The following is a 22798-nucleotide window of genomic DNA, read 5'->3' as shown; positions in this document are numbered from 1 at the left end:
GGGCCGTCCCCGCGGGCCCGTCGAGGGGCTGCGGTGCCGGGGAGGCGCGGCCGTCGAACACAACAAATATGTGACCGAAAGGTACGCAAACAAAACGAAACGCATCCGGCGGCCACCCTCCCGCGCGCCGTCGTTCCGATTCGAACACGGTGTGCCGACCGTCCGTACACGCGGTGTGACCGGGCGGTGTGACGGCCGCGCCCGTCCGCGTAACCGCACGCCATCGGCGGCCCGAGGCGTGGACGTCCTCCGTCGGGAGCCGCCGGTGCTGGGTAGTCTGCCCGGGGGTCCAGGGGTGCCGCGGCCATGTCACGAGCGCGCCCGGCCCGTCCATGGGCGGCGCGCCTACCGCACGGGGCCGCCCGTACCGAGAGAGGCGAGGTGGCACAGCTGATGTTCACGACCAGGCCGACCCTGCAAGGCACCTTCGGCATGGTGGCCTCGACCCACTGGCTCGCCTCCCAGAGTGCCATGGCCGTGCTGGAGGACGGCGGCAACGCCTACGACGCGGCCGTCGCGGGGGCCTTCGTCCTGCACGTCGTGGAGCCGCACCTCAACGGGCCCGCGGGGGAGGCGCCGATCATCCTCGCCCCCGCGGACGGCCCCGTGCGGGTGCTGTGCGGCCAGGGCGTGGCGCCCGCGGGCGCCACCGTCGCCCACTACCGCTCCCTCGGCCTCGACCTCGTGCCCGGCACCGGGCCGCTCGCCTCCGCCGTCCCGGGTGCCTTCGACGCCTGGATGACGCTCCTGCGCGACCACGGCACGAGGACACCGGCCGAGGTCCTGCGGTACGCCATCGGGTACGCCGAGGACGGCCACGCGCCCGTCGAGCGGGTGGGTGACACCGTGGAGACCGTGCGCGAGCTGTTCGAGACGGAGTGGACGTCGTCCGCCGACCTCTACCTGCCGGGCGGCAGGGCGCCACGCCCGGGCGAGCTGTGGCGCAACCCGGCGCTCGCCGCCACCTGGCGGCGCCTGATCGCCGAGGCGGAGGCCGAGGGCGGCGACGACAGGACCGCGCAGATCGAGGCCGCCCGGAGGATATGGCGCGAGGGCTTCATCGCCGAGGCCGTCGTCGCCCAGGCCGCCCGCCCCACCATGGACACCAGCGGGGAACGCCACGCCGGTACCCTCACCGCCGCCGACCTGGCCGGCTGGTCCGCGAGCTACGAGGAGCCCGCCACCTACGAGTGGGACGGCTGGACGCTCTGCAAGGCCGGGCCGTGGAGCCAGGGCCCCGCCTTCCTCCAGCAGCTCGCCCTGCTGCCGTCGCGCGCCGCCGACCTGCCCGCCTACGGCTCGGCCGATTACGTCCACCGCCTCGTCGAGGGCACCAAGCTCGCCATGGCCGACCGTGAGGCGTGGTACGGCGACGCCGCCCCCGTGCCGCTGGCCACCCTGCTCTCCGAGCCGTACAACGCGGCGCGCCGCGCCCTCGTCGGCGACCGTGCCTCGCACGAGCTGCGGCCGGGCGCGCCTGACGGGGAGGAGCCCCGGCTCAGCGCACACGCCACGGCCATCGCCGCCGGAGACGCCGGGCACCTGCCGCCGCCCATGGCCGGCGCCGGAGAGCCCACCGTCGCGAAGGACGGCGGCACGCGCGGCGACACCTGCCACATCGACGTCGTCGACCGCTGGGGCAACATGGTCTCCGCGACGCCCAGCGGCGGCTGGCTGCAGTCCAACCCCGTCATCCCGGAACTCGGCTTCCCGCTGGGCACCCGCCTGCAGATGATGTGGATCGAGGAGGGCCTGCCCAACTCGCTCACGCCCGGCCGCCGCCCGCGCACCACGCTCAGCCCGTCTCTCGCGCTGCGGGACGGCGTGCCGGCCATCGCGTTCGGCACGCCCGGAGGCGACCAGCAGGACCAGTGGCAGGTCCACTTCTTCCTGGCGCTCGCCCTCCGCGACCGGGTACGCGGCGGATACGACCTCCAGGGCGCCGTCGACGCCCCGAACTGGCACACCGACAGCTTCCCCGGCTCCTTCTACCCCAGGGCCATGGTGCCCGGCAGCCTCACCGTCGAGGGCCGCACCGACCCGGACGTCGTCGCCGAACTGCGCCGCAGGGGGCACCTGGTGACCGTCGGGGACGCGTGGTCCGAGGGGAGGCTGTGCGCCGTCGCCCGCGACCCGCGCACCGGGGTGCTGTCCGCCGCCGCGAACCCGCGCGGCATGCAGGGCTACGCCGTGGGGCGCTGACATGGCCGGCGCACCCGCCTTCCGGGTACCGGACAGCGCGGCGGTCGAGGCGGCGATCAGGGCCGCGGCCGAGGCCGAGATCATGCCGCGCTACCGGCAGCTCTCCGCGGCCGACATCGCGCAGAAGAGCGGCCCGCACGACCTCGTCACGGTCGCCGACCGCGGGGCCGAGGCACACCTGGCGAGCTCGCTCACCGCGCTGCTGCCCGGCTCCGCCGTGGTCGGCGAGGAGTCCGTGCACGCGGACCCCGCGGTGTACGAGGCGCTCGACGGCGACGCGCCGGTGTGGATCGTGGACCCCGTCGACGGCACCCGCGTCTTCGTGGCCGGCGAGCCGGGCTTCTGCACGCTCGTCGCCCTCGCGCGCTACGGGGAGGTCCTCGCCTCCTGGACGTACGCGCCGGCCACCGGCCGGATGGCCGTCGCCCTGCGCGGCCGCGGCGCACGGCTGGACGGCGAGGTGCTGCGGCCCGGGCCGCCCGGGCCCGGCCGGCGGCTGCGCGTCGCGATGTCGCACCCCGACCACACCTCCGAGGAGCAGAAGCGCGCCCTGTCGGGACTCGCCGGCTCCGGCGCCGAGCTGCGCGGCAGCGGTTCCGCGGGCCTCGACTACCTGGCCCTCGCCACCGGCGAGTTGGACGCCGTCGCGTACAACTGGGAGTACGCCTGGGACCATGCGGCCGGGCTGCTGCTCGTGACGGAGGCCGGCGGCGCGCACCTCACCCTCAGCGGTGTCCCCTACCGCATCACCGGCGGCAACGCGCTGCCGTTCACCGCGGCGCGCACCGAGGCGACGGCCAGGCACGTGCGACGGATCCTGCTGGGCGGCTGACCGCGGGGGCGGCCTATCCTTGGTCCCTTGCCGTCGGCTGACGAAGGAGTCCGAGGTGCCGTCGATGCTCGATGCCGTCGTCGTGGGTGCGGGCCCCAACGGGCTGACCGCCGCGGCGGAACTGGCGAGGCGCGGTATGGCCGTTGCCGTCTTCGAGGCCGAGGGGAGCATCGGTGGCGGCGCCCGCACCGAGGAGCTGACGCTGCCCGGCTTCCGGCACGACCCGTGCTCGGCCGTCCATCCGCTGGGCGCCGGATCGCCCGCGTTCAGCGGGATGCCGCTGGCACGCCACGGCCTCGAATGGCTGCACGCGGAACTGCCGATGGCACACCCCTTCGACGACGGCTCGGCCGCGGTGCTCGCCCGGTCCGTCGCCGAGACGGCCGCGTCCCTCGGCGCGCACGACGCGGGCGCCTACCGGCGGCTGGTAGCGCCGTTCCTCGGCCGGTGGGACACGCTCGCGGCCGACTTCCTCTCGCTGCCGCCGCGAGGGCTGCCGCGTGACATCGTGACGCTCGCCCGGTTCGGGCTCGCCGGTCTGCCCCCGTACAACTGGCTGGTGCGCCGGTTCCGCGACGAGAGGGCCAAGGCGCTGTTCGCCGGGCTGGCCGCGCACGTCATCTCGCCGCTCGGCGGCATCGCCACGGCGGGGATCGGCCTGATGTTCGCGCTCGCCGCGCACGCGGGCGGCTGGCCGGTGGCGCGCGGCGGGTCCCAGGCGATCTCCGACGCGCTCGCCGGATACCTGCGGGCCTGCGGCGGGAGCGTCCACACCGATTTCGAGGTCAAGCGCCTCGACGACCTCCCGCCGGCCCGCGCCTACGTGTTCGACACCTCGCCGACGGCGCTCGCCCGGATCGCGGGACTCGGCCGCTTCTACGACGGGTACCGGTACGGGCCGGGCGTCTTCAAGCTCGACTACGCGCTCGACGGGCCCATGCCGTGGACGGCCGAGGCCGCACGCCGCGCCGGCACCGTGCAGATCGGCCCCACGAGCGCCGAGATCGGCACGGCCCTGAAGCAGGCCTACGGATCCACCGCTCCCGAGGTGCCCTTCCTGATCACGGCCCAGCCGAGCGTGGTGGACCCGTCGAGGGCGCCGGAGGGCAAGCACGTCTTCTGGGCGTACGGGCATGTCCCGCACGGCTGGACGGGTGACCTCACGGACGCGGTCGAGCGCCAACTCGACCGTTTCGCCCCCGGCTTCCGCGATCTGGTGCTCGCCAGGGCGACGGCGGGCCCGCCGGAACTCGCCCGGCACAACGCGAACTACGTCGGCGGCGACATCGCCTGCGGCGCGGCCCAGGGGCTCCAGCTGCTGCTGCGCCCGAAGCTGACGCTCTCGCCGTACACGACGCCCCACCCGGCGGTCTTCCTCTGCTCGTCCGCGACACCGCCGGGGCCAGGGGTGCACGGGATGAGCGGGCACAACGCGGCCAAGGCGGTCTGGCGGGAGCTGCGCAGGAGGCGGTAGCCGCGGTCTCCCGCCGGACGGCCTGCGCTCGTCAGAGCACCTGGGGAAGCGCCGCGAGCAGGTGCGGCTTCCTTTCGCCGCCGCACCGCTGGGCCGAGCACGACGGCGCCTGGGACGACCTGGCCGCCCAGCGCTCCCAGGCCGCGCCGTGGTCCGCCAGGTGAGACGAGCGTCCCAAGGATGCCCCGGTGGTGCCACAATCGCCGCCATGCGGCGTCGGCTCATTATCAGCGGCAGCGTGCCGGCACCGGGCCGACCGGGAAGTGAACCTCCCCCTCGCGCGGCCCACCGCCCGCACGCAGACCTCTCGCACCCGCGAGGGGTCTTTTTCTTTCCCCGGTTTCCGGGCCGCCGCGTACACCCCGGCCACCAGGCCACCACCGCCGACGCGGCCCATCGGCACGCGCGAGAAGGACAGGACACCGCCATGACGACGAACGCCTCAGGACAGGACGGCACGGCACCGCGTGCCGCGTGCACCCTCCGGGTCACCGTGAGCGCCGGCCACGGCGCGCTCGGGCGCATCGCCTCGGCCCTGGGCGCCATGGACGTGCGCCACCTGTCGTACGACGTGCCACCGCACGGGCCCGCCGTGGCCTGGGTGGAGGTACCCCGCCGCGACGGCGCCCGCGCCCGCGGCAAGCTGGGCCGTCTCGTCGACGTCCTCGACGTCGTCGACGTGCACGCCGGACGTGCCCCCGCGCGGCGGCGCCGCGGAGGTTCAGCCGCGCCGCTGCGCGGGCAGGTTCGCCGCCGGCAACGACAGGGCCGTGACCACGATGCCGTCGCCGACCGTCCAGCGCCCGCGCGCCACCGTCAGCCACCGGGTGTCCGGCGCGTCGGGCCCCGGAGCCAGTGTGAAGGTGAACGTGCCGGCCGCCTCGCCCTCCGGCACGGGCACCACCTCGGCCTCGGTGAAGTCGAGCTCGTGGCGCGTCCTCGGGTACCACGCCTTGAAGATGGACTCCTTGGCGCTGAACACCAGCCGGTCCCACGCCACCCGCGGGTGCGACGCGGCCAGCTCCGCCAGCACAGCACGCTCGGCGGGCACCGTCACGACATCGAGCACGCCGTCCGGCAGCGGATCGTTCGGCTCCGCGTCCACCCCTATCGCGTAGACCTCCCTGGCGCGGGCCACCGCCACGGCACGGTAGCCGTCGCAGTGCGTCATGCTGCCGACGATCCCCTCGGGCCAGCGCGGCGCGCCCCGCCGGTCCGGGAGCAGGGGAGCGGGCGCGATGCCGAGCTCCGCCATCGCCGTCCTGGCCAGCTCCCTGACGGTCGCGAACTCGCGGCGCCGCTTGTCGACGGCGCGCGCCACGACGGCCTCCTCCTCGGGGAACAGCACGTCGCCAGACGCGTCGGCGAACGTGTCGTACGCGGTCACCGACCGCGGCAGCAGCTCCGCGATCACCGCACCGCCCCCGCGGGAGCGGGCAGGATCCGGCGCAGTCCGGGCGCCCCGCCGGGACGCCCTGACCACTCGCGCGGATAGCCGACGGAGACCTCGACGAACGGCACGCCGTCGTACGACGTGGTGCGCGGGATGTGCAGGTGCCCGTAGACGGCCGCCGCGGCCCGGTACCTGACGTGCCAGTCGGCCGTCGCCACCGTGCCGCACCACTGGGCAAACTCGGGGTGGTACATGACATCCGTCGGTTCGCGCACCAGCGGCCAGTGGCTGACCAGCACCGTCGGCAGCGACGGGTCGCACGCGTCGAGCCGCGCCCGCGTCGTCTCGACCCTCGCACGGCACCACGCGTCGCGGCTCTCGTACGGGTCCGGATGCAGCAGGTACTCGTCCGTGCACACCACGCCCGCCTCGTGCGCCGTGCGCAGCGACTCCTCCTTGCTCGACGTGCCGGGGGCGTGGAACGTGTAGTCGTACAGCAGGAACAGCGGCGCGACGGTGACGGGGCCGCCCGCGCCGCGCCACACCGGGTAGGGGTCCTCGGGCGTGACGATCCCGAGCCCCCGGCACAGCGACACGAGGTGCCGGTAGCGGTGGTCGCCGCGCAGTGTCAGCGGATCGGACGGATGCGTCCACAACTCGTGGTTGCCCGGGACCCAGACCACGGTGGCGAACCGTCCGGCGAGCAGGGCGAGGGTGCGCTCGATGTCCGTGCTGATCTCGCCGACGTCGCCCGCGACGAGCAGCCAGTCCTGATCGGACGTAGGCCGCAGCCCGTCGATGATCTCCGCGTTGGCGGCGTGCGCCGCGTGCAGGTCGCTGATGGCGAGCAGCCGGCCACCGTCGGCCGCGGCGCTCATGAGGCGGCAATCCGCGTGGCGCGGGCAGCAGTTGCGCGGGTACTCGTCACGCGTGGATGCTACCGCGCGGGCCGCGCGCGGAATGTGGGGCCGATCACGCCACCACCATGACCGCGGGCACGGGACCGGGCCGGCTTGATGTCGTTTTTCTGCGAGCTTCGGCCCCTCCCGTCCCGCATGCTGGGGTCATGCACACCGACAGGGAACGCTGCATCCGGGCCGTCCGGTCGAAGGACGCGCGGTTCGACGGCTGGTTCTTCACCGCGGTACTCACCACGGGAATCTACTGCAGGCCCAGCTGCCCCGTCGTGCCCCCGAAGACGGAGAACATGCAGTTCTGGCCGAGCGCCGCCGCGTGCCAGCAGGCCGGGTTCCGCGCCTGCAAGCGGTGCAGGCCGGACGCGAGCCCGGGCTCGCCCGCGTGGAACGCCCGCGCCGACAGCGTGGCCCGCGCGATGCGGCTCATCCAGGACGGCGTCGTGGACCGCGAGGGCGTGCCGGGGCTCGCCTCGCGGCTCGGCTACTCGTCGCGCCAGATCGAGCGCCAGCTGCGCGCCGAGCTCGGTGCGGGACCGCTGGCGCTCGCACGCGCCCAGCGCGCCCAGACCGCCAGGCTGCTCATCGAGACGACGCGGCTGCCGATGGCCGAGATCGCCTTCGCGGCGGGCTTCGCCTCCGTGCGCTCCTTCAACGACACGGTCCAGGAGGTCTTCGCCCTCGCGCCGAGCGAGCTGCGCCGGAGGAGCGCCGCGAGCGGCGGGCGCGGCGCGGCGCCGCCCGTGCCCGGCGTCATCGCGCTCCGGCTGCCGTTCCGCGAGCCGCTCAACCCGGACAACCTGTTCGGGCACCTCGCGGCCACGGCCGTGCCCGGCGTGGAGGAGTGGCGCGACGGGGCCTACCGGCGCACGCTGTCGCTGCCGTACGGGCACGGCATCGTGTCACTCTCGCCGCGGCCGGGCCATGTCGCGTGCCGGCTCTCGCTCACCGACCCGCGTGACCTCACCGTCGCCATCAGCGGCTGCCGCAGGCTGCTCGACCTGGACGCCGACCCCGTCGCCGTGGACACCCAGCTCTCCGCCGATCCCGAGCTCGAACCGCTGGTGCGCAAGGCGCCGGGCCGGCGGGTACCGCGCACGGTGGACGCGGCGGAGTTCGCCGTACGCGCCGTGCTCGGCCAGCAGGTCTCCACGGCGGCGGCCCGTACGCACGCGGCCCGTCTCGTCACCGCGTACGGCACGCCGGTGGACGACCCCGAAGGCGGGCTCACGCACCTCTTCCCGGCCCCGCGGGCGCTCGCGGTGCTCGACCCCGAGTCGCTCGCGTTCCCCCGCAGCCGGCGCCGCACCCTCCTCGGCCTCGTCGAGGCGCTGGCCTGCGAGACCCTCAACCTCGGCCCCGAGAGCGACTGGGACGAGGCACGGGCGCGGCTGTCCGCCCTCCCCGGCTTCGGCCCCTGGACCGTGGAGGCGATCGCCATGCGCGCGCTCGGCGACCCCGACGCCTTCCTCCCCACCGACCTCGGCATGCGCAAGGCCGCCGCGCACCTCGGCCTCCCGGCCACCCCGGCCGCGCTGACGGCCCGGGCGGCGGCCTGGCGGCCGTGGCGCGCCTACGCCACGCAGTACCTGTGGGCGACCGACGACCACCCGATCAACCGCCTCCCCGCATAGCTCCCCCCACGAACCACAGATGTGCACCACAGACCGGAGACTCGACCCATGCGACGCCAGCACACCCTGATGGACAGCCCGCTCGGGCCCCTGACCCTGGTGGCCGTCGACTCCGCCCTGAGCGGCGTCTTCATGACCGACCACCGCCACATGCCCGCGCCGGAGACCTTCGGCACCCGCTCGGACGACCCGTTCCCCGACGTGATCGCGCAGCTCGACGCCTACTTCCGCGGCGAGCTGCGGGAGTTCGACCTGCCGCTGCACATGGCGGGCACGGAGTTCCAGCGCCTCGTGTGGCGGGAGCTCCGGCGCATCCCCTACGGCGAGACGCGTTCGTACGGGGAGCTCGCCCAGGCCATCGGCAGGCCCGGCGCCTCCCGCGCCGTCGGCCTGGCGAACGGCAAGAACCCCGTCAGCATCGTGGTGCCCTGCCACCGCGTGATCGGTGCGAGCGGCAGCCTCACGGGCTACGGCGGCGGCCTCGCCAACAAGCAGCGTCTGCTGGCGCTCGAGTCGGCGAACGCGACGTCCCCGGAGGGCACCCTGTTCTGACGGAGATGGTCTTCGTTCTGTCGAAGAGAGCCTGTCGGAGATCCCTCAGCCGACCGGGCGGCCGCTCTCCAGCTCGACCGTCCCCGCGCCCGATTCCACCGCGTCGAGCGCCGCGAGCACGCGGTCACCCAGCGGCCCGGGGAAGTGCGCGGGGATCTCGGGGCGCTCCACCAGCCGCCACGACACCAGCTCGGCCTCCTGCAGCACGATCGCCGCGAGCTGCCCCGCGCTGAGCACACCGCCGTCGTAGAGGTAGGCGGCGATCGGCGGGCGGCCGGGGCCGCGCACCCAGTCCACGGTCAGCAGCCGCCCGGGCGCGATGTCCAGGCCGATCTCCTCCAGCGTCTCCCGGCGTGCCGCCTGGCGCGGGCTCTCGCCGTCGTCCGACTCGACGGTCCCGCCCGGCAGGGCCCAGCCCTCGCGGTAGTTGGGCTCGACCGCGAGCACCCGGCCCGCGACATCCCTGAACAACATGCCCGCACCGGCGAGGATCCGGGGCAGGCCGGCGATGTACGTGGCGTAGTCGTCGCTGCGGGTCATCCACGCAGCCTACGACCTGACCCGCCGGGGAGGCCTGGGCAGGGCGGGGGACCTGCGGATAGGGTCGACGCGGCGCGACTGCCTGTTCGACAGCAAAGGGATGACAGTGACGGACGGAGCAGTGAGTGGGGGCCGCGGCGACGCACGGGTGCGCGGGAGCGTGCTGGTGGCCGCGGACAAGTTCAAGGGGTCTTTGACGGCCGTCGAGGTGGCCGAGCGCGTGACGGCCGGGATCCGCCGGGCCGTCCCGGACGCCCGGATCGAGGCGGTGCCGGTCGCCGACGGCGGCGACGGCACGGTCGCCGCCGCGGTGGCCGGCGGCTTCGAGCGGCGCGAGGTGGCGGCGACCGGGCCGCTCGGCGAGCCGCTGACCGCGGCGTTCGCGCTGCGCGACGGCACCGCCGTCGTCGAGATGGCGGAGGCCTCCGGTCTTCAGCACCTGCCGCCCGGCGTGTTCGCGCCGCTGACGGCGACGACGTACGGCACGGGCGAGGTGCTGCGCGCGGCGCTCGACGCCGGGGCGCGGGACATCGTCCTCGGCGTCGGCGGCAGCGCGACGACCGACGGCGGCGCCGGGATGCTCGCGGCGCTCGGCGCGCGGTTCCTCGACGCGCGTGGCGAGCCGGTCGGCCCGGGCGGCGGAGGGCTCGCCGCTCTCGCCTCGGCAGACCTGACCGGGCTCGACCCGCGCCTCGCCGCCACCGAGATCGTGCTCGCCAGCGATGTCGACAATCCGCTGACCGGACCGAAGGGCGCGGCCGCGGTCTACGGGCCGCAGAAGGGCGCGACCCCGGCCGACGTGGCCGCGCTCGACGCGGCGCTGTCCCGGTACGCGGAGGTGCTGGAGGCCGGGATCGGCTCGCGTGCCGCCGCTGCCGCGCTCGCGCCGGGCGCGGGTGCGGCGGGCGGGATCGGCTACGGCGCGCTGGTCGGACTCGGCGCCGTGTTCAGGTCGGGCATCGAGGTCATGCTCGACGTGCTGGGCTTTGACCGGGCGCTGGCGCGCGCGGGCCTGGTCGTCACGGGGGAGGGGTCGCTCGACGAGCAGACGCTGCACGGCAAGGCCCCGGTCGGTGTGGCGGCCGCGGCACGCGCCCGCGGCGTCGACGTGGTGGCGGTGTGCGGCCGCCTCGCGCTCGATCCCGCCGCGCTCAGGGGCGCGGGTATCCTGCGGGCCTATCCGCTGACCGCGCTGGAGCCGGATCCGGCGCGGTGCATGGCCGAGGCGGGCCCGCTGCTGGAACGGGCCGCACAGGCGCTGGCGGCCGACTTCCTGCGCTGAGCCGGGCTGGGCCGCGCTGGGGCCCGGCGCGGGGCGTGCGAGGGCGCTCAGCCGTCGCCGTGGTGGAGCGGCGGCGGCTTCGCCGCGGCGTGCCGCAGCTGCGCCGCCCGGCGGCGCAGCCAGGGCAGCTTGCCGTACAGGGCGTCGCCCGGGCAGTCCGTCTCGTAGGCGTCCCGGTGCCCCGAGATGACGTTCATCTCCACCGCCGTGCCCTTGGGGTACCGGCTGGCGTCGTTGTGGGAGACCAGCCTCACCCGCCCGCGCGGGTCGACGTCAGGCGGCAGCTTCCAGGCCGCGATCTCGGCGATCGCCTCCAGCATCGCCCGCGGCACGGGCTGTCCCTTCTCGAAGTGGCCTATCGCGGCTATGCCGACGCTGTGGGTGTTGAAGCCCTCCGTGTGCGCGCCGCGCACCGGCCTGCCCACGCCGCCGGCGCGGCCCTCATAGATGGTGCCGCAGCGGTCGACGAGGAAGTTGTAGCCGAGATCGTCCCAGCCCTGGCCGTCGATGTGCTGCTCCTCGATGGCCCGCAGCATGGCGGGGACGTCGCGTTTGCAGTCGTAGTCGTTGGCGTTGTCCGTGTGGTGGACGAACACCACCTCGACGGGCCCCGTGTAGACGGGCTTCTCGCGCACGTCGTGCTCGTCGGCGTGCCACGACTGCCGGCTGACGATCGCCGGCTCCGGCGCCGCCGCAGGGGCCCGGTGCGGCTGCTGCTGCTCCTGCCCCGCCGTGTGGCCGGAAGCGCCACACGCCATCAGCAGGGCCAGCGGCAGCACCGGGATGCCGTACCTGAGCCTGTGAGGCCACATGCCGTCCACCGTGCAGCGGCCCCGTCCCCGCTACCCACCGGGAGGGGGCCGTCCGGGTGAATCGCGCCGACGCTCCCCGAGCGGCACGCGGCCCGGGAAGATCGTCCTGACCTGCGAAGGGGCCCGGGAGCCGCATCGGCTCCCGGGCCCCTTCGGCCGTTCGGGGTGGTTTACGGCAGCTGCGCCGCCCGTGCCTCGCGGCGGTTGCCGCGGAACGTGTTCACCCGGCGCGCCGTCGCGAACAGGGGGATCACCGCGCCCGTCACCACCTGCAGCGCGCAGCCGGTCCCCAGCAGCAGCTGGCCGCCCGGGGCGTCGAACGCCCACGCGGCGAGCAGGGCCATCGCCAGGACGATCCAGCTCAGCATCGCCACCGCCAGGATGCCCCGCGGCTTCGGGTACTCGACCCGGCTCACCATCAGCCAGGCCACGCCGACGATCGCCAGCAGCGTGGGGACGAACGGCAGCTCGAGCAGCACGATCGAGACCACCGTCAGCGCGCCGAACGGGCTCGGCATGCCCTGGAACATGCCGTCGCGGACCGTCACGCAGGAGAACCGCGCCAGCCTGAGCACCACGGCCAGCAGCACCACCACCGCGGCCACCACGGAGAAGCGCTGGTGCGCGTCGCTCTCGACCAGCCCGTAGACCAGCACGAAGTACGCGGGTGCCAGCCCGAAGCTGATCAGGTCGGAGAGGTTGTCCAGCTCCGCGCCCATGGGCGAGCTGCGCAGCTTGCGCGCCACCAGCCCGTCGAACAGGTCGAACACCGCCGCGCACAGCATGAGGATCACGGCCGTGGCCGCCGAGTGGCGGGCCATCCCGCCGCTCTCGTCGCTGCCGGTGAGGTGCGGGATCAGGATGCCGGTGGTGGTGAAGTACACCGCCATGAAACCGCAGGTCGCGTTGCCGAGGGTGAGCGCGTCGGCTATCGACAGCCGGAGCGACAGCGGCATGTCGTCCGTCTCTTCGCCCTCCTCGGCGTCGGTCACCCAGCCGGTCTGCGTCTCGGGATCAATCACGGTCAATTCGAGTCACCCCCGCAGTCGTCTTCTGGCCCACCTCGACCGCCACGTCGACATCGCCGGGGAGGTAGAGGTCCACGCGGGAGCCGAAGCGGATCAGCCCGATGCGTTCGCCCTGCTCCACCTTGGTGCCCGCGGGCAGGTAGGGAACGATACGCCGTGCCACCGCGCCCGCGATCTGCACCATCTCGATGTCGCCGAGCTCGGTGTCGAAGTGCCAGATGACGCGCTCGTTGCTCTCGCTCTCCTTGTTGAAGGCGGGCACGTAGCCGCCCGGGACGTGTTCGACCGACGTCACGGTGCCGGCCAGCGGCGCCCGGTTGACGTGCACGTTCAGCGGGCTCATGAAGATGGCGACCCGGGTGCGCCCGTCCTTCCACGGCATGATGCTCTGCACCACTCCGTCGGCGGGGGCGATCAGGCGGCCCTGCGCGATCTCGCGCTCGGGGTCGCGGAAGAACCACAGCATGCCCGCGGCGAGCGCGGTGGCGGGCACTGCTACGGCGGCGGCACCTCTCGAACGGCGGGCGCGTGCCAGACCGAGCGCCGCGGTGGCGACGGTCGGCAGCAGCCACGGCGACGATCCCCGGGCGAGGCGGACGCGTCCGCGGGGGGCTGAGGTTGGGCCGGATGGGCTGTGGGGCATGGATGACCTTCGTAGCGGATGATGCCGCGCTGGCAACAGGGGGACGGCGGCCTTCCGCCGATGCTATCGGTAGCGAACCACAACTGAGCAAGCCAGCAGCGCAGTCGGGCGCCGGCGGGGCCGTTCCCGCGCGTTCGCGCGAGTCCCAACGGGCCTTCCGGCATTGGACGCACGCCGGGCCCGGAGCGTTCCCGCGGGCGGCGACCGGCGCTTCCACGCGGCTGCACGCTCCGCGTGCCGCGGCGCGCCGGAAGGCCCGCCGGACGGTCTCCCGTACGGCACCGGAAGGCCCCAGTACGGCGCCTGGCGGGGGCTCGTACGCCGTACAGGGACCCGGCTCACCCCTGCACCCGGTACTCCTCGAGCAGCCGGCGGCCGATGATCATTTTCTGGATCTCCGCCGTGCCCTCGCCGATCAGCAGCATCGGCGCCTCCCGGTAGAGCCGCTCGATCTCGTACTCCTTGGAGAAGCCGTAGCCGCCGTGGATGCGGAAGGCGTCCTCGACCACTTCCTTGCAGTACTCGGAGGCCAGGTACTTCGCCATGCCCGCCTCCAGGTCATTGCGCTCCCCGGAGTCCTTCTTGCGCGCGGCGTTGACCATCATGGCGTGGGCCGCCTCGACCTTGGTGGCCATCTCCGCCAGCTTGAACTGGATCGCCTGGTGACCCGCGATCGCCCGGCCGAAGGTGTGGCGCTGCTGCGCGTACGAGATGCCCAGCTCGAAGGCGCGCCGCGCGACGCCGCAGCCGCGCGCGGCCACGTTGACGCGGCCGACCTCGACGCCGTCCATCATCTGGTAGAAGCCACGCCCGGTCGTGCCGCCCAGCACGCGGTCGGCGGGCACCCGCAGGCCGTCCATGATCAACTCGGTGGTGTCGACGCCCTTGTAGCCCATTTTGTCGATTTTGCCGGGGATGGTGAGGCCCGGACGCACCTCGCCGAACCCGGGCTCCTTCTCCACCAGGAACGTCGTCATCGAGCGGTGCGGCGGCGCGTCCGCCGGGTGCCCCTCGTCCGTCCTGCACAACACCGCCACCAGGGACGACGTGCCACCGTTCGTGAGCCACATCTTCTGGCCCGTCAGTGCGTACCCGCCCGCGGCCCCGTCGCGCACCCCCTTCGAGGTGATCGCGGACACGTCGGAGCCGAGCCCCGGCTCCGACATCGAGAAGGCGCCCCGCACCTCGCCCGCCGCCATCCGCGGCAGGAAGGCCTCCTTCTGCTCCCGCGTCCCGTACTTGCCCAGCATGTACGCCACGATGAAGTGCGTGTTGACGATGCCCGACACGGACATCCAGCCGCGCGCGATCTCCTCCACGCACAGCGCGTACGTCAGCAGTGACTCCCCGAGGCCGCCGTACTCCTCCGGGATCATCAGCCCGAACAGGCCGAGCTCCTTCAGGCCGTCGACGATCCCGTACGGGTACTCGTCGCGGTGCTCCAGCTCCGTGGCGACCGGCAGGATCTCCTTGTCGACGAAGTCCCTCACCGTGGAAACGATCTCCCGCTGCACCTCGGTGAGGCCGGCCGTCTCGGCAAGTCGACTCATCGCTCAGTCCCCTCTCGCGGCTCGGGACGGCCGGGCTGCTCCCCGCCGCGCTCCCGCACGTGGCTCTCGGTCGGCACGAGCACCTTGCGGCGGAAGACGCACACCAGCGTGCCGTCCTGGTTGTGGCCCCTGGTCTCCACGTGCACCACACCGCGGTCGTCCTTCGAGCGCGACGGTGTCTTGCCGAGCACCGTCGTCTCGCCGTAGAGCGTGTCGCCGTGGAAGGTCGGTGCCACGTGCCGCAGCGACTCGACCTCCAGGTTCGCGATGGCCTTGCCCGACACGTCGGCCACCGACATGCCGAGCAGCAGCGAGTAGACGTAGTTGCCCACCACCACATTGCGGCCGAAGTCCGTCGTCCCCGCCGCGTAGTGTGCGTCCAGGTGCAGCGGGTGGTGGTTCATCGTGAGCAGGCAGAAGAGGTGGTCGTCGTACTCCGTGACGGTCTTGCCCGGCCAGTGCCTGTAGACCGCGCCGACCTCGAACTCCTCGAACGTCCGGCCGAAACGCATCGCGCTCACCCCTCCGGGATCTCGAAGGACGTGGTGCGCCGCATGCCCGCCGCGCGCCCCTTGCCGGACACGACCAGCGCCATCTTCCGGCTCGCCTCGTCGATCATCTCGTCGCCGAGCATCGCCGAACCCTTCTTACCGCCGGCCTCCGACGTGTGGTACTCGTACGCGTCGAGGATCAGCTCGGCGTGGTCGTAGTCCTCCTGCGACGGCGCGAACACCTCGTTCGCCGCGTCGATCTGGCCCGGGTGCAGCACCCACTTGCCGTCGTAGCCGAGCGCCGCCGCGCGCCCCGCGACCCGCCGGAACCCGTCCACGTCGCGGATCTGCAGGTAGGGACCGTCGATGGCCTGCAGGTCGTGGGTGCGTGCCGCCATCAGGATGCGCATCAGGATGTAGTGGTACGCGTCGGCGTCGTACCCGGGCGGCTGCTCGCCCACCACGAGCGTCCTCATGTTGATGGACGCCATGAAGTCGGCGGGCCCGAACACGATGGTCTCCAGGCGCGGCGACGAGGCGGCGATCGCGTCGACGTTCACCAGGCCGCGCGCGTTCTCGATCTGCGCCTCGATGCCGATGCGGCCGACCTCGAAGCCCATGGTCCGCTCGATCTGCGTCAGCAGCAGATCGAGCGTGCGCACCTGCTCGGCGTCCTGCACCTTCGGCAGCATCACGCAGTCCAGGTTCTGGCCCGCGCCCTCGACGACCGTGATGACGTCGCGGTACGTCCAGCTCGTCGTCCAGTCGTTGACCCGTACCACGCGCGTCTTGCCCGTCCAATCGCCCTTGTTGAGCGCGTCGACGATGCTGTGGCGCGCGCCCTCCTTGGCGAGCGGCGCCACCGCGTCCTCCAGGTCGAGGAAGACCTGGTCGGCCGGGAGGCCCTGCGCCTTCTCCAGGAACCGGGGGCTGGAGCCCGGCACGGCGAGGCAGGAGCGGCGCGGGCGCGGCCGGTCCACGGGCGCGGGCGATGCGGGGCTGGTCATGCGGGGACCTCCTGGGGGTCGAGCTTGGCGGCACGGCGTATCTCGTCGACGATACGGCCGATGATCTCGGTGATGCCGAAGTCCTTCGGGGTGAACACGGCGGCCACGCCGGCCGCGCGCAGGGCGGCCGCGTCGGCGGCGGGGATGATGCCGCCGACCACCACGGGGATGTCGCCTCCGCCGGCGTCCCGCAGCCGCCTCAGCACGTCGGGGACGAGCGCGGTGTGCGAACCGGACAGGATGGACAGGCCGACGCAGTGCACGTCCTCCGCGAGCGCCGCCGCCACGATCTGCTCGGGCGTGAGCCTGATGCCCTGGTACACCACCTCGAACCCGGCGTCACGCGCGCGCACCGCGATCTGCTCGGCGCCGTTGGAGTGGCCGTCGAGCCCCGGTTTGCCCACCAGGAGACGCAGCCGCCCCACGCCGAGACCGGCCGCGGTCTCGGCCACCTTCGCGCGGACGGCGGCGAGCGGCGAACCCTCCGGCGCCGCCTCGGCGACGGGCGCGCCGGCCACGCCGGTGGGCGCGCGGAACTCGCCGAACACGGCGCGCAGCGCGCCCGCCCACTCGCCGGTCGTCACCCCGGCGCGCGCGCATTCGAGGCTCACGTCCATCAGGTTGCCGCTTCCTTCCGCGGCCCGCGCGAGGCGGGCGAGCGCCTCCCGCGCGCGGGGCTCGTCACGCCCCGCCCGCCAGGCGGCGAGCGCCGACACCACCCCGGCCTCCGTCGCCGGGTCCACCGTCAGGACGGCCGTGTCCAGGTCCGCCGTCAGCGGGCTCGGCTCCGTCGCCTCGTGGCAGTTCACCCCGACGACCTTCGCCTCGCCAGACTCGACGGCGGCGCGCCGCCGCGCGTGCGAGGCGACCAGCCGGGCCTTGAGGTAGCCGGACTCGACCGCGGCCAGCAGCCCGCCGCGCTCCTCGATCCGCTCCATCTCGGCGCACGCGCCTTCGGCCAGCTCCGCGACCTTCGCCTCGACGACGGGCGAGCCGTCGAACAGGTCCGGGTACTCCAGCAGATCGCTCTCGTCCGCGAGCACCTGCTGCACGCGCAGCGACCACTGCTGGTCCCACGGGCGCGGCAGCCCGAGCGCCTCGTTCCACGCGGGCAACTGCACCGCCCGCGCCCGCGCGCCCTTCGACAGCGTCACGGCCAGCATCTCCAGCACGATGCGCTGCACGTTGTTCTCCGGCTGCGCCTCCGTCAGGCCCAGCGAGTTGACCTGCACCCCGTAGCGGAAGCGCCGCCGCCCCGGGTCCTCGATCCCGTACCGCTCGCGCGTGATGCGGTCCCACAGCCGGGTGAAGGCCCGCATCTTGCACATCTCCTCGACGAAGCGCACGCCCGCGTTCACGAAGAACGAGACGCGTCCCACCACCTCCCCGAAGTCCTCCTCGGACACCTGCCCACCGGCCCGTACCGCGTCCAGGACGGCGACCGCCGTCGACAGCGCGTACGCGATCTCCTGGACGGGCGTCGCGCCCGCCTCCTGCAGGTGGTAACTGCAGATGTTGACGGGGTTCCAGCGGGGCGCGTGGCGGACGGTGTACGCGATCAGGTCGGTGGTCAGCCGCAGGCTCGGCCCCGGCGGGAACACATACGTGCCCCGCGACAGGTACTCCTTGACGATGTCGTTCTGCGTGGTGCCACGCAGCGCTCCGGGCGACGCGCCCTGCTCCTCGGCCACCACCTGGTACAGCGCGAACATCCACAACGCGGTGGCGTTGATCGTCATCGACGTGTTGGTGCGCTCCAGCGGGATGGAGTCGAACAGCCGCCGCATGTCGCCCAGATGGGACACGGGCACACCGACACGGCCCACCTCGCCGCGCGCCAGCGGATGGTCGGGGTCGTAGCCGGTCTGCGTGGGCAGGTCGAACGCGACGGAAAGGCCCGTCTGGCCTCGCGCGAGCCCCCGCAGGTAGAGCGCGTTGGTCGCCTCGGCCGTGGAGTGGCCCGCGTAGGTGCGCATCAGCCAGGGCCGGTCCCTGGCCGGCGCGCTCACGCGGCCACCGCCGCCGGCTGCGGGCGGAAGAGGTTGATCGCGTCGATGTGCCGGGCCCTGGTCTCCTCGTCGCGCACACCGAGGCCCTCGCGCGGGGCGAGCGCGAGCACACCGACCTTGCCCTGGTGCAGGTTGCGGTGCACGTCGTACGCGGCCTGGCCGGTGTCGTCTAGCGCGTACACCTTGGACAGCGTGGGATGGATCTTGCCCTTGGCCACCAGGCGGTTGGCCTCCCACGCCTCGCGGTAGTTGGCGAAGTGGGAGCCGACGATGCGCTTGAGCGACATCCACAGGTAGCGGTTGTCGTACTCGTGCGTGTAGCCCGAGGTGGATGCGCAGGTGACGATCGTGCCGCCCTTGCGTGTCACGAACACACTGGCGCCGAAGGTCTCCCGTCCTGGGTGCTCGAAGACGATGTCGACGTCCTCACCGCCCGTCAGTTCGCGGATGCGGGCCCCGAACCGCTTCCACTCGCGCGGGTCCTGGTGGGCTTCGTCGCGCCAGAACCGGTAGCCGTCAGCGGTGCGGTCGATGACGGCCTCGGCGCCCATGCGGCGGCACAGCTCGGCCTTCTGCGGGCTGGAGACGACGCAGATCGGGTTGGCGCCGCCCGCGAGGGCGAACTGCGTGGCGTAGGAGCCGAGTCCGCCGCTCGCCCCCCAGATGAGCACGTTGTCGCCCTGCTTCATCCCCGCGCCGTTGCGTGACACCAGCTGCCGGTACGCGGTGGAGTTCACGAGCCCGGGCGCCGCGGCCTCCTCCCAGCTCAGATGGTCGGGCTTGGGCATGAGCTGGTTGGACTTCACCAGCGCGAGCTCGGCGAGGCCGCCGAAGTTGGTCTCGAAGCCCCAGATGCGCTGCTCGGGGTCGAGCATGGTGTCGTTGTGACCGTCGGAGCTCTCCAACTCGACGGACAGGCAGTGTGCGACGACCCGGTCGCCCGGCCGCCAGGCGTTCACACCGGGACCGGTGCGCAGCACGACGCCCGCGAGGTCGGAGCCGATCACGTGGTACGGCAGGTCGTGGCGCGCGGCGAGCGGGCTGAGCCTGCCGTAGCGCTCGAGGAAGCCGAACGTCGGAAGCGGCTCGAAGATCGAGGTCCACACCGAGTTGTAGTTCACGGAGCTGGCCATCACGGCGACGATGGCCTCGCCGGGGCCGAGTTCGGGCACGGGCACGTCGTCGACGTGCAGCGACTTGCGTGGGTCCTTGTCGCGCGTGGCGAGGCCCTCGAACATCGCGGACTCGTCCTTGCGGACGGTGACGGCACGGTAGGAGTCGGGCAGGGGGAGCGCGGCGAAGTCCGCTGATGTGGCGTCGGCGGACTGTATGGCGTCCAGGATGTCCTTCACGGGAACCTCCGGGTGGGCCTGGCTGAGCTGTCGGGTGTGGAGGGTGCCGTCGGTTCGGCGGGTGGGGCGTGCGCCGTTCGGGCGCGGTGAGGTGCCTGTGACGCAGGCGTCCGGCGACGCGGTGGGGCGTCACCCGCGGGGACAGGCCGGACCACTTCAAGGTATGGCACGCGGTGCCGCGTGGCAAGGCTTACTTGCGGAATTTGCGGCACTGGGTGCCACATGATCGATCATCGCGCAGGTGGGCACCCCACCGGAGATCGCCGCTGGACACACCACCGCCCTCCCCGCGCGCGGCGGGAGAGGGCGGTGAGGCACGGCGTGCCGGTCGGGGCGTGTGGCGCTGGTGAGGGCTCAGGCCTCCTTGAGCGCCTGCTGGATCGTGCGCATGACCTCGTTCAGCGGAGCGTCGGTCCGTGCCACCGCGACCAGGACGTCATCGCCGGCACGGGCCGTCGCCGCGGGCCTTTCCGAACTGATGGGCGCGCCGGCCGCGAACCCCCAGCCGAACGCGGACCGCACGATCCCGAAGGCGTGGTCCAGCTGCGCCTCCACGTCGCCCTTGCCGCCCGCGCGCAGCCACCGGCGCAGCACGTGGTTGTGCGCCGTGACGACCGCGGACGCCGCCACCTCGGCGAGCAGCGGGTCGTCGCTGCCGCCCGCGTGCTCGCGCTCGTCGAAGTGGCCCAGCAGGTAGCGCGTGAACAGCCGCTCGTAGCGCGCCACCGAGGCGATCTCCCGCTCCCGCAGCGCCGGCACCTCGCGGGTGAGGCGGTAGCGCTCCACGGACAGCGCGGGGGAGGCCGCGTACATCCGCATGACCTCCTTGATGCCGCGGCACACGGTGTCGAGCGGGTGCTCGTGCGGCGGGGCCGCGGTGAGCACGGCCTCGGCGCGCACGAGCGTGTCGTCGTGGTCGGGGAAGATCGCCTCCTCCTTGGAGCGGAAGTGGCGGAAGAACGTCCTCCTCGCGACCCCCGCGGCTGCGGCGATCTCGTCGACCGTCGTCGCCTCGTACCCCTTGGTGGCGAAAAGCTCCATCGCCGCCGACGCGAGCTCCCGGCGCATCTTCAGGCGCTGCGCCGCCGCTTTGGTGGACGCGGCGCTCACGGGGGCGTCGGATCTTGTGCTCGTACGTGAGGGTTTGGCCGACTGCGACATAGGGCGAACCTACTCCAAGAAGGTGGCACTGTGTGCCGTCGACCCCTCACCGGTGTGCGTACGCCCGGAACCCGCGGCCCGTCTTGCGGCCCAGGCATCCGGCCGCGACCAGGTGTTCGAGCAGCGGTGCCGGCGCGAGGCCCGGATCGCGGAACTCCCGGTGCAGCACGCGCTCGATGGCGAGCGAGACATCGAGCCCCACGACGTCGAGCAGTTCGAAAGGCCCCATCGGGTACCCGGCGCCCAGCCGCATGGCGATGTCGATGTCGTCGGCGGTCGCGTAGTGGTCCTGCACCATCTTCACCGCGTTGTTCAGGTACGGGAACAGCAGGGCGTTGACGATGAAGCCCGCGCGGTCGCCGCAGTCCACCGGGTGCTTGCCCGCCGCGAGGGCCGCCGCGCGGACCGTCGCGTGCGCCGCGTCACCGGTCAGGACGGTGCGGACCACCTCGACGAGCCGCATCGCGGGCGCGGGGTTGAAGAAGTGCATCCCGGCCACGTCCTGCGGCCTGGCGGTCGCCCTGGCGCACGCGATCACCGGGAGCGAGGACGTCGTGGTGGCGAGCACCGCGCCCTCGCGGCAGACGCCGTCCAGCGTCCTGAACAGTTCCCGCTTCACCGGCAGGTCCTCTGCCACCGCCTCAAGCACCAGGTCGGCCCCGGCGAGGGCGTCCGGCGCACCGGCGGGCGCGATCCGGGCGAGCGCGGCGGCCGCCTCGTCGTCCGTCATTCTCTTCTTGTCGACAGACCGGCGAAACGACTTGGCGATACGCTCCCTGGCGGCCGCGGCCTTCACGGCCGTGCGCCCCGCGAGCACGACGTCGTGCCCGGACTTCGCGAAGACCTCGGCGATGCCGGCCGCCATCGTTCCCGAACCGGCTATGCCGACCGTGCGCACGCCCGCCGGGGCGGCGGCTCCCGGGGCGGCGGCCCCCGAGGCATCCGGCGCCGAGCCGTCAGACCCGCCGCGCCCGCCGCCGGCGCCGTACGCGTAGAAGCCGCGGCCCGCCTTGCGCCCGGTCAGCCCGGCCTCGGACAGCTGGCCGAGGATCGGTGCGGGCGCGTGCAGGCGGTCGCCCGACGCCTCGTACATGGCGTCGAGCACCGTACGGGCGGTGTCGACGCCGATCAGGTCGAGCAGCGCGAGCGGCCCCATCGGCAGGCCGCACCCCAGCCGCATCGCCGCGTCGATGTCGTCGCGGGACGCGTAGCCGGACTCGTACATCGCCGCGGCCTGGTTGAGGTAGCAGAACAGCAGCCCGTCGGCGACGAACCCCGGCCTGTCGCCGGCCGCGATCGGCTCCTTGCCCAGGTCGCGCGCGAGGCCGGTGACGGCGTCCAGGGCGGCGCGCGAGGTGAAGACCGTGCGGACCACCTCCACGAGACGCATCACCGGCGCCGGGTGGAAGAAGTGCATCCCCACCACCCGCTCCGGATGCCGGGTGCCGGACGCCAGGCGGGTCACCGACAGCGCGTTGGTGCCGGTGGCGAGGACCACCTCGGGCCGCACCACGTCGTCGAGGGCGCGCAGGACCCGGCACTTGTCCTCGTACGACTCCGGCACCACCTCCACGACGAGGTCGGCGTCGGCTGCGGCGCGCACATCGGTGAAGGTGCGCAACCTGGCGACCGCGGTGCGCCGCTGGTGCTCCGTCAGGTCGCCGCGGCTCACGGCACGCGCCGTGGACGCTTCGAGGGCTGCCGAGGCGCGCGCGGCGGCCTCGGGGTCGGTGTCGACGCCGACGACCTCGCGGCCCGCCAGGGTCAGGGCCTCGGCGAGGCCCGTGCCCATGGTGCCGAGGCCGACAACGGCGATGGTGGAGATGTCCATCAGGGACTCCAGGGGAAGCGGCTGCCCGGCACGCCCGCGGCGCGCCGGAGGATGCCGACGGACCCTGTCCCGTGGCCGCGTCGCGAAAGAG

The 22798-nt window shown here is 73.5% G+C and carries 21 protein-coding genes; 6 read left to right on the top strand and 15 right to left on the bottom strand.

The genetic code is table 11. The features are described 5' to 3' along the window. Nucleotides 1–393 precede the first annotated feature (393 nt). The 3 genes from JFN87_RS11695 to JFN87_RS11685 are packed head-to-tail and all read left to right on the top strand — an operon-like array spanning nt 394 to nt 4508. Nucleotides 394–2202, top strand: coding sequence for a gamma-glutamyltransferase family protein (locus tag JFN87_RS11695; protein ID WP_209339924.1), 1809 nt, complete (start codon nt 394–396; stop codon nt 2200–2202). A gap of 1 nt (nt 2203) precedes the next feature. Then, nucleotides 2204–3034: an inositol monophosphatase family protein gene (locus JFN87_RS11690; RefSeq protein ID WP_209339923.1), complete on the top strand. Its 831-nt coding sequence runs from the start codon at nt 2204–2206 to the stop codon at nt 3032–3034. A gap of 55 nt (nt 3035–3089) precedes the next feature. Then, nucleotides 3090–4508, top strand: a complete 1419-nt coding sequence (locus JFN87_RS11685; RefSeq protein WP_209339922.1) for a phytoene desaturase family protein — start codon at nt 3090–3092, stop codon at nt 4506–4508. A 31-nt stretch (nt 4509–4539) separates the two neighbouring features. Here JFN87_RS11685 and JFN87_RS11680 read toward each other — a convergent pair whose 3' ends face one another. The 4 genes from JFN87_RS11680 to JFN87_RS11665 all read right to left on the bottom strand — a co-directional run bounded on the left by JFN87_RS11680 (nt 4540) and on the right by JFN87_RS11665 (nt 6779). Then, nucleotides 4540–4686, bottom strand: a complete 147-nt coding sequence (locus tag JFN87_RS11680) for a hypothetical protein (RefSeq protein ID WP_209339921.1) — start codon at nt 4684–4686, stop codon at nt 4540–4542. Nucleotides 4687–4950: 264 nt separating this feature from the next. Beyond that, entirely contained in the window at nt 4951–5193 is a 243-nt protein-coding gene (locus JFN87_RS11675; protein WP_209339920.1) for a hypothetical protein, read from the bottom strand. A 36-nt stretch (nt 5194–5229) separates the two neighbouring features. Beyond that, complete coding sequence (locus JFN87_RS11670; protein WP_209339919.1) at nt 5230–5922, bottom strand: 4'-phosphopantetheinyl transferase family protein; 693 nt, start codon at nt 5920–5922, stop codon at nt 5230–5232. Beyond that, nucleotides 5919–6779 (bottom strand): metallophosphoesterase family protein, encoded by an 861-nt coding sequence (locus JFN87_RS11665; protein ID WP_209339918.1) that lies wholly within the window; start codon nt 6777–6779, stop codon nt 5919–5921. The genes JFN87_RS11670 and JFN87_RS11665 overlap by 4 nt, the downstream gene beginning before the upstream one ends. Nucleotides 6780–6967: 188 nt before the next feature. On the opposite strand from JFN87_RS11665, the gene JFN87_RS11660 reads away from it, so the two are divergent. Both JFN87_RS11660 and JFN87_RS11655 read left to right on the top strand, forming a co-directional pair. Beyond that, nucleotides 6968–8449, top strand: coding sequence for an AlkA N-terminal domain-containing protein (locus tag JFN87_RS11660; RefSeq protein WP_209339917.1), 1482 nt, complete (start codon nt 6968–6970; stop codon nt 8447–8449). A 48-nt stretch (nt 8450–8497) separates the two neighbouring features. Next, nucleotides 8498–9001 carry a methylated-DNA--[protein]-cysteine S-methyltransferase gene (locus tag JFN87_RS11655; RefSeq protein ID WP_209339916.1) on the top strand — a complete coding sequence of 168 codons (504 nt, stop codon included), beginning with the start codon at nt 8498–8500 and terminating at the stop codon, nt 8999–9001. Between the two features lie 45 nt (nt 9002–9046). Here JFN87_RS11655 and JFN87_RS11650 read toward each other — a convergent pair whose 3' ends face one another. After that, the gene (locus tag JFN87_RS11650) at nt 9047–9541 is read right to left on the bottom strand and encodes an NUDIX domain-containing protein (protein WP_209339915.1); all 495 of its coding nucleotides are present in this window, start codon (nt 9539–9541) and stop codon (nt 9047–9049) included. Nucleotides 9542–9701: 160 nt separating this feature from the next. Here JFN87_RS11650 and JFN87_RS11645 point away from each other — a divergent pair, with 160 nt between their 5' ends. Beyond that, nucleotides 9702–10823, top strand: a complete 1122-nt coding sequence (locus JFN87_RS11645; RefSeq protein WP_372449218.1) for a glycerate kinase — start codon at nt 9702–9704, stop codon at nt 10821–10823. 47 nt (nt 10824–10870) lie between these two features. Here the strand turns inward: JFN87_RS11645 and JFN87_RS11640 are convergent, their stop codons facing one another. The 10 genes from JFN87_RS11640 to JFN87_RS11595 form a co-directional block, all read right to left on the bottom strand. Continuing rightward, the gene (locus JFN87_RS11640) at nt 10871–11635 is read right to left on the bottom strand and encodes an N-acetylmuramoyl-L-alanine amidase (protein WP_209339913.1); all 765 of its coding nucleotides are present in this window, start codon (nt 11633–11635) and stop codon (nt 10871–10873) included. Between the two features lie 170 nt (nt 11636–11805). Further along, on the bottom strand, nt 11806–12663 hold the full coding sequence (gene pssA, locus JFN87_RS11635; RefSeq protein WP_209339912.1) for a CDP-diacylglycerol--serine O-phosphatidyltransferase: 858 nt from the start codon (nt 12661–12663) through the stop codon (nt 11806–11808). After that, nucleotides 12650–13306 (bottom strand): phosphatidylserine decarboxylase, encoded by a 657-nt coding sequence (locus tag JFN87_RS11630; RefSeq protein WP_209339911.1) that lies wholly within the window; start codon nt 13304–13306, stop codon nt 12650–12652. The genes pssA and JFN87_RS11630 overlap by 14 nt, the downstream gene beginning before the upstream one ends. Before the next feature lie 338 nt (nt 13307–13644). After that, nucleotides 13645–14856 carry an acyl-CoA dehydrogenase family protein gene (locus tag JFN87_RS11625; protein WP_209339910.1) on the bottom strand — a complete coding sequence of 404 codons (1212 nt, stop codon included), beginning with the start codon at nt 14854–14856 and terminating at the stop codon, nt 13645–13647. Beyond that, on the bottom strand, nt 14853–15368 hold the full coding sequence (locus tag JFN87_RS11620) for a MaoC family dehydratase (RefSeq protein ID WP_209339931.1): 516 nt from the start codon (nt 15366–15368) through the stop codon (nt 14853–14855). The genes JFN87_RS11625 and JFN87_RS11620 overlap by 4 nt, the downstream gene beginning before the upstream one ends. A gap of 5 nt (nt 15369–15373) precedes the next feature. Further along, on the bottom strand, nt 15374–16354 hold the full coding sequence (locus tag JFN87_RS11615; protein ID WP_209339909.1) for an HpcH/HpaI aldolase/citrate lyase family protein: 981 nt from the start codon (nt 16352–16354) through the stop codon (nt 15374–15376). Continuing rightward, the gene (locus JFN87_RS11610; RefSeq protein ID WP_209339908.1) at nt 16351–18363 is read right to left on the bottom strand and encodes an ethylmalonyl-CoA mutase; all 2013 of its coding nucleotides are present in this window, start codon (nt 18361–18363) and stop codon (nt 16351–16353) included. The genes JFN87_RS11615 and JFN87_RS11610 overlap by 4 nt, the downstream gene beginning before the upstream one ends. Then, nucleotides 18360–19715 (bottom strand): crotonyl-CoA carboxylase/reductase, encoded by a 1356-nt coding sequence (gene ccrA, locus JFN87_RS11605; protein ID WP_209339907.1) that lies wholly within the window; start codon nt 19713–19715, stop codon nt 18360–18362. The genes JFN87_RS11610 and ccrA overlap by 4 nt, the downstream gene beginning before the upstream one ends. 354 nt (nt 19716–20069) lie before the next feature. Further along, on the bottom strand, nt 20070–20876 hold the full coding sequence (locus JFN87_RS11600; protein WP_209339906.1) for a TetR family transcriptional regulator: 807 nt from the start codon (nt 20874–20876) through the stop codon (nt 20070–20072). A 46-nt stretch (nt 20877–20922) separates the two neighbouring features. Next, on the bottom strand, nt 20923–22707 hold the full coding sequence (locus JFN87_RS11595; protein ID WP_209339905.1) for a 3-hydroxyacyl-CoA dehydrogenase family protein: 1785 nt from the start codon (nt 22705–22707) through the stop codon (nt 20923–20925). Between the last annotated feature and the right edge of the window lie 91 nt (nt 22708–22798).

Source organism: Streptomyces montanisoli (assembly GCF_017813245.1).
Taxonomy (GTDB): Bacteria; Actinomycetota; Actinomycetes; order Streptomycetales; family Streptomycetaceae; genus Streptomyces; species Streptomyces montanisoli.
The sequence above is the reverse complement of the archived record's forward strand: the minus strand, read 5'-3'. Positions and strand labels throughout refer to the sequence as shown.

Bases quoted from the DNA above. Each gene is read 5' to 3' on its own strand.
- JFN87_RS11660 (WP_209339917.1), top strand. From the start codon at position 6,968: ATGCACACCGACAGGGAACGCTGCATCCGGGCCGTCCGGTCGAAGGAC.
- JFN87_RS11615 (WP_209339909.1), bottom strand. From the start codon at position 16,354: ATGACCAGCCCCGCATCGCCCGCGCCCGTGGACCGGCCGCGCCCGCGC.
- JFN87_RS11600 (WP_209339906.1), bottom strand. From the start codon at position 20,876: ATGTCGCAGTCGGCCAAACCCTCACGTACGAGCACAAGATCCGACGCC.
- JFN87_RS11650 (WP_209339915.1), bottom strand. From the start codon at position 9,541: ATGACCCGCAGCGACGACTACGCCACGTACATCGCCGGCCTGCCCCGG.
- JFN87_RS11625 (WP_209339910.1), bottom strand. From the start codon at position 14,856: ATGAGTCGACTTGCCGAGACGGCCGGCCTCACCGAGGTGCAGCGGGAG.
- JFN87_RS11665 (WP_209339918.1), bottom strand. From the start codon at position 6,779: ATGAGCGCCGCGGCCGACGGTGGCCGGCTGCTCGCCATCAGCGACCTG.
- JFN87_RS11690 (WP_209339923.1), top strand. From the start codon at position 2,204: ATGGCCGGCGCACCCGCCTTCCGGGTACCGGACAGCGCGGCGGTCGAG.
- JFN87_RS11695 (WP_209339924.1), top strand. From the start codon at position 394: ATGTTCACGACCAGGCCGACCCTGCAAGGCACCTTCGGCATGGTGGCC.
- JFN87_RS11655 (WP_209339916.1), top strand. From the start codon at position 8,498: ATGCGACGCCAGCACACCCTGATGGACAGCCCGCTCGGGCCCCTGACC.
- JFN87_RS11640 (WP_209339913.1), bottom strand. From the start codon at position 11,635: ATGTGGCCTCACAGGCTCAGGTACGGCATCCCGGTGCTGCCGCTGGCC.
- JFN87_RS11620 (WP_209339931.1), bottom strand. From the start codon at position 15,368: ATGCGTTTCGGCCGGACGTTCGAGGAGTTCGAGGTCGGCGCGGTCTAC.
- JFN87_RS11630 (WP_209339911.1), bottom strand. From the start codon at position 13,306: ATGCCCCACAGCCCATCCGGCCCAACCTCAGCCCCCCGCGGACGCGTC.
- JFN87_RS11595 (WP_209339905.1), bottom strand. From the start codon at position 22,707: ATGGACATCTCCACCATCGCCGTTGTCGGCCTCGGCACCATGGGCACG.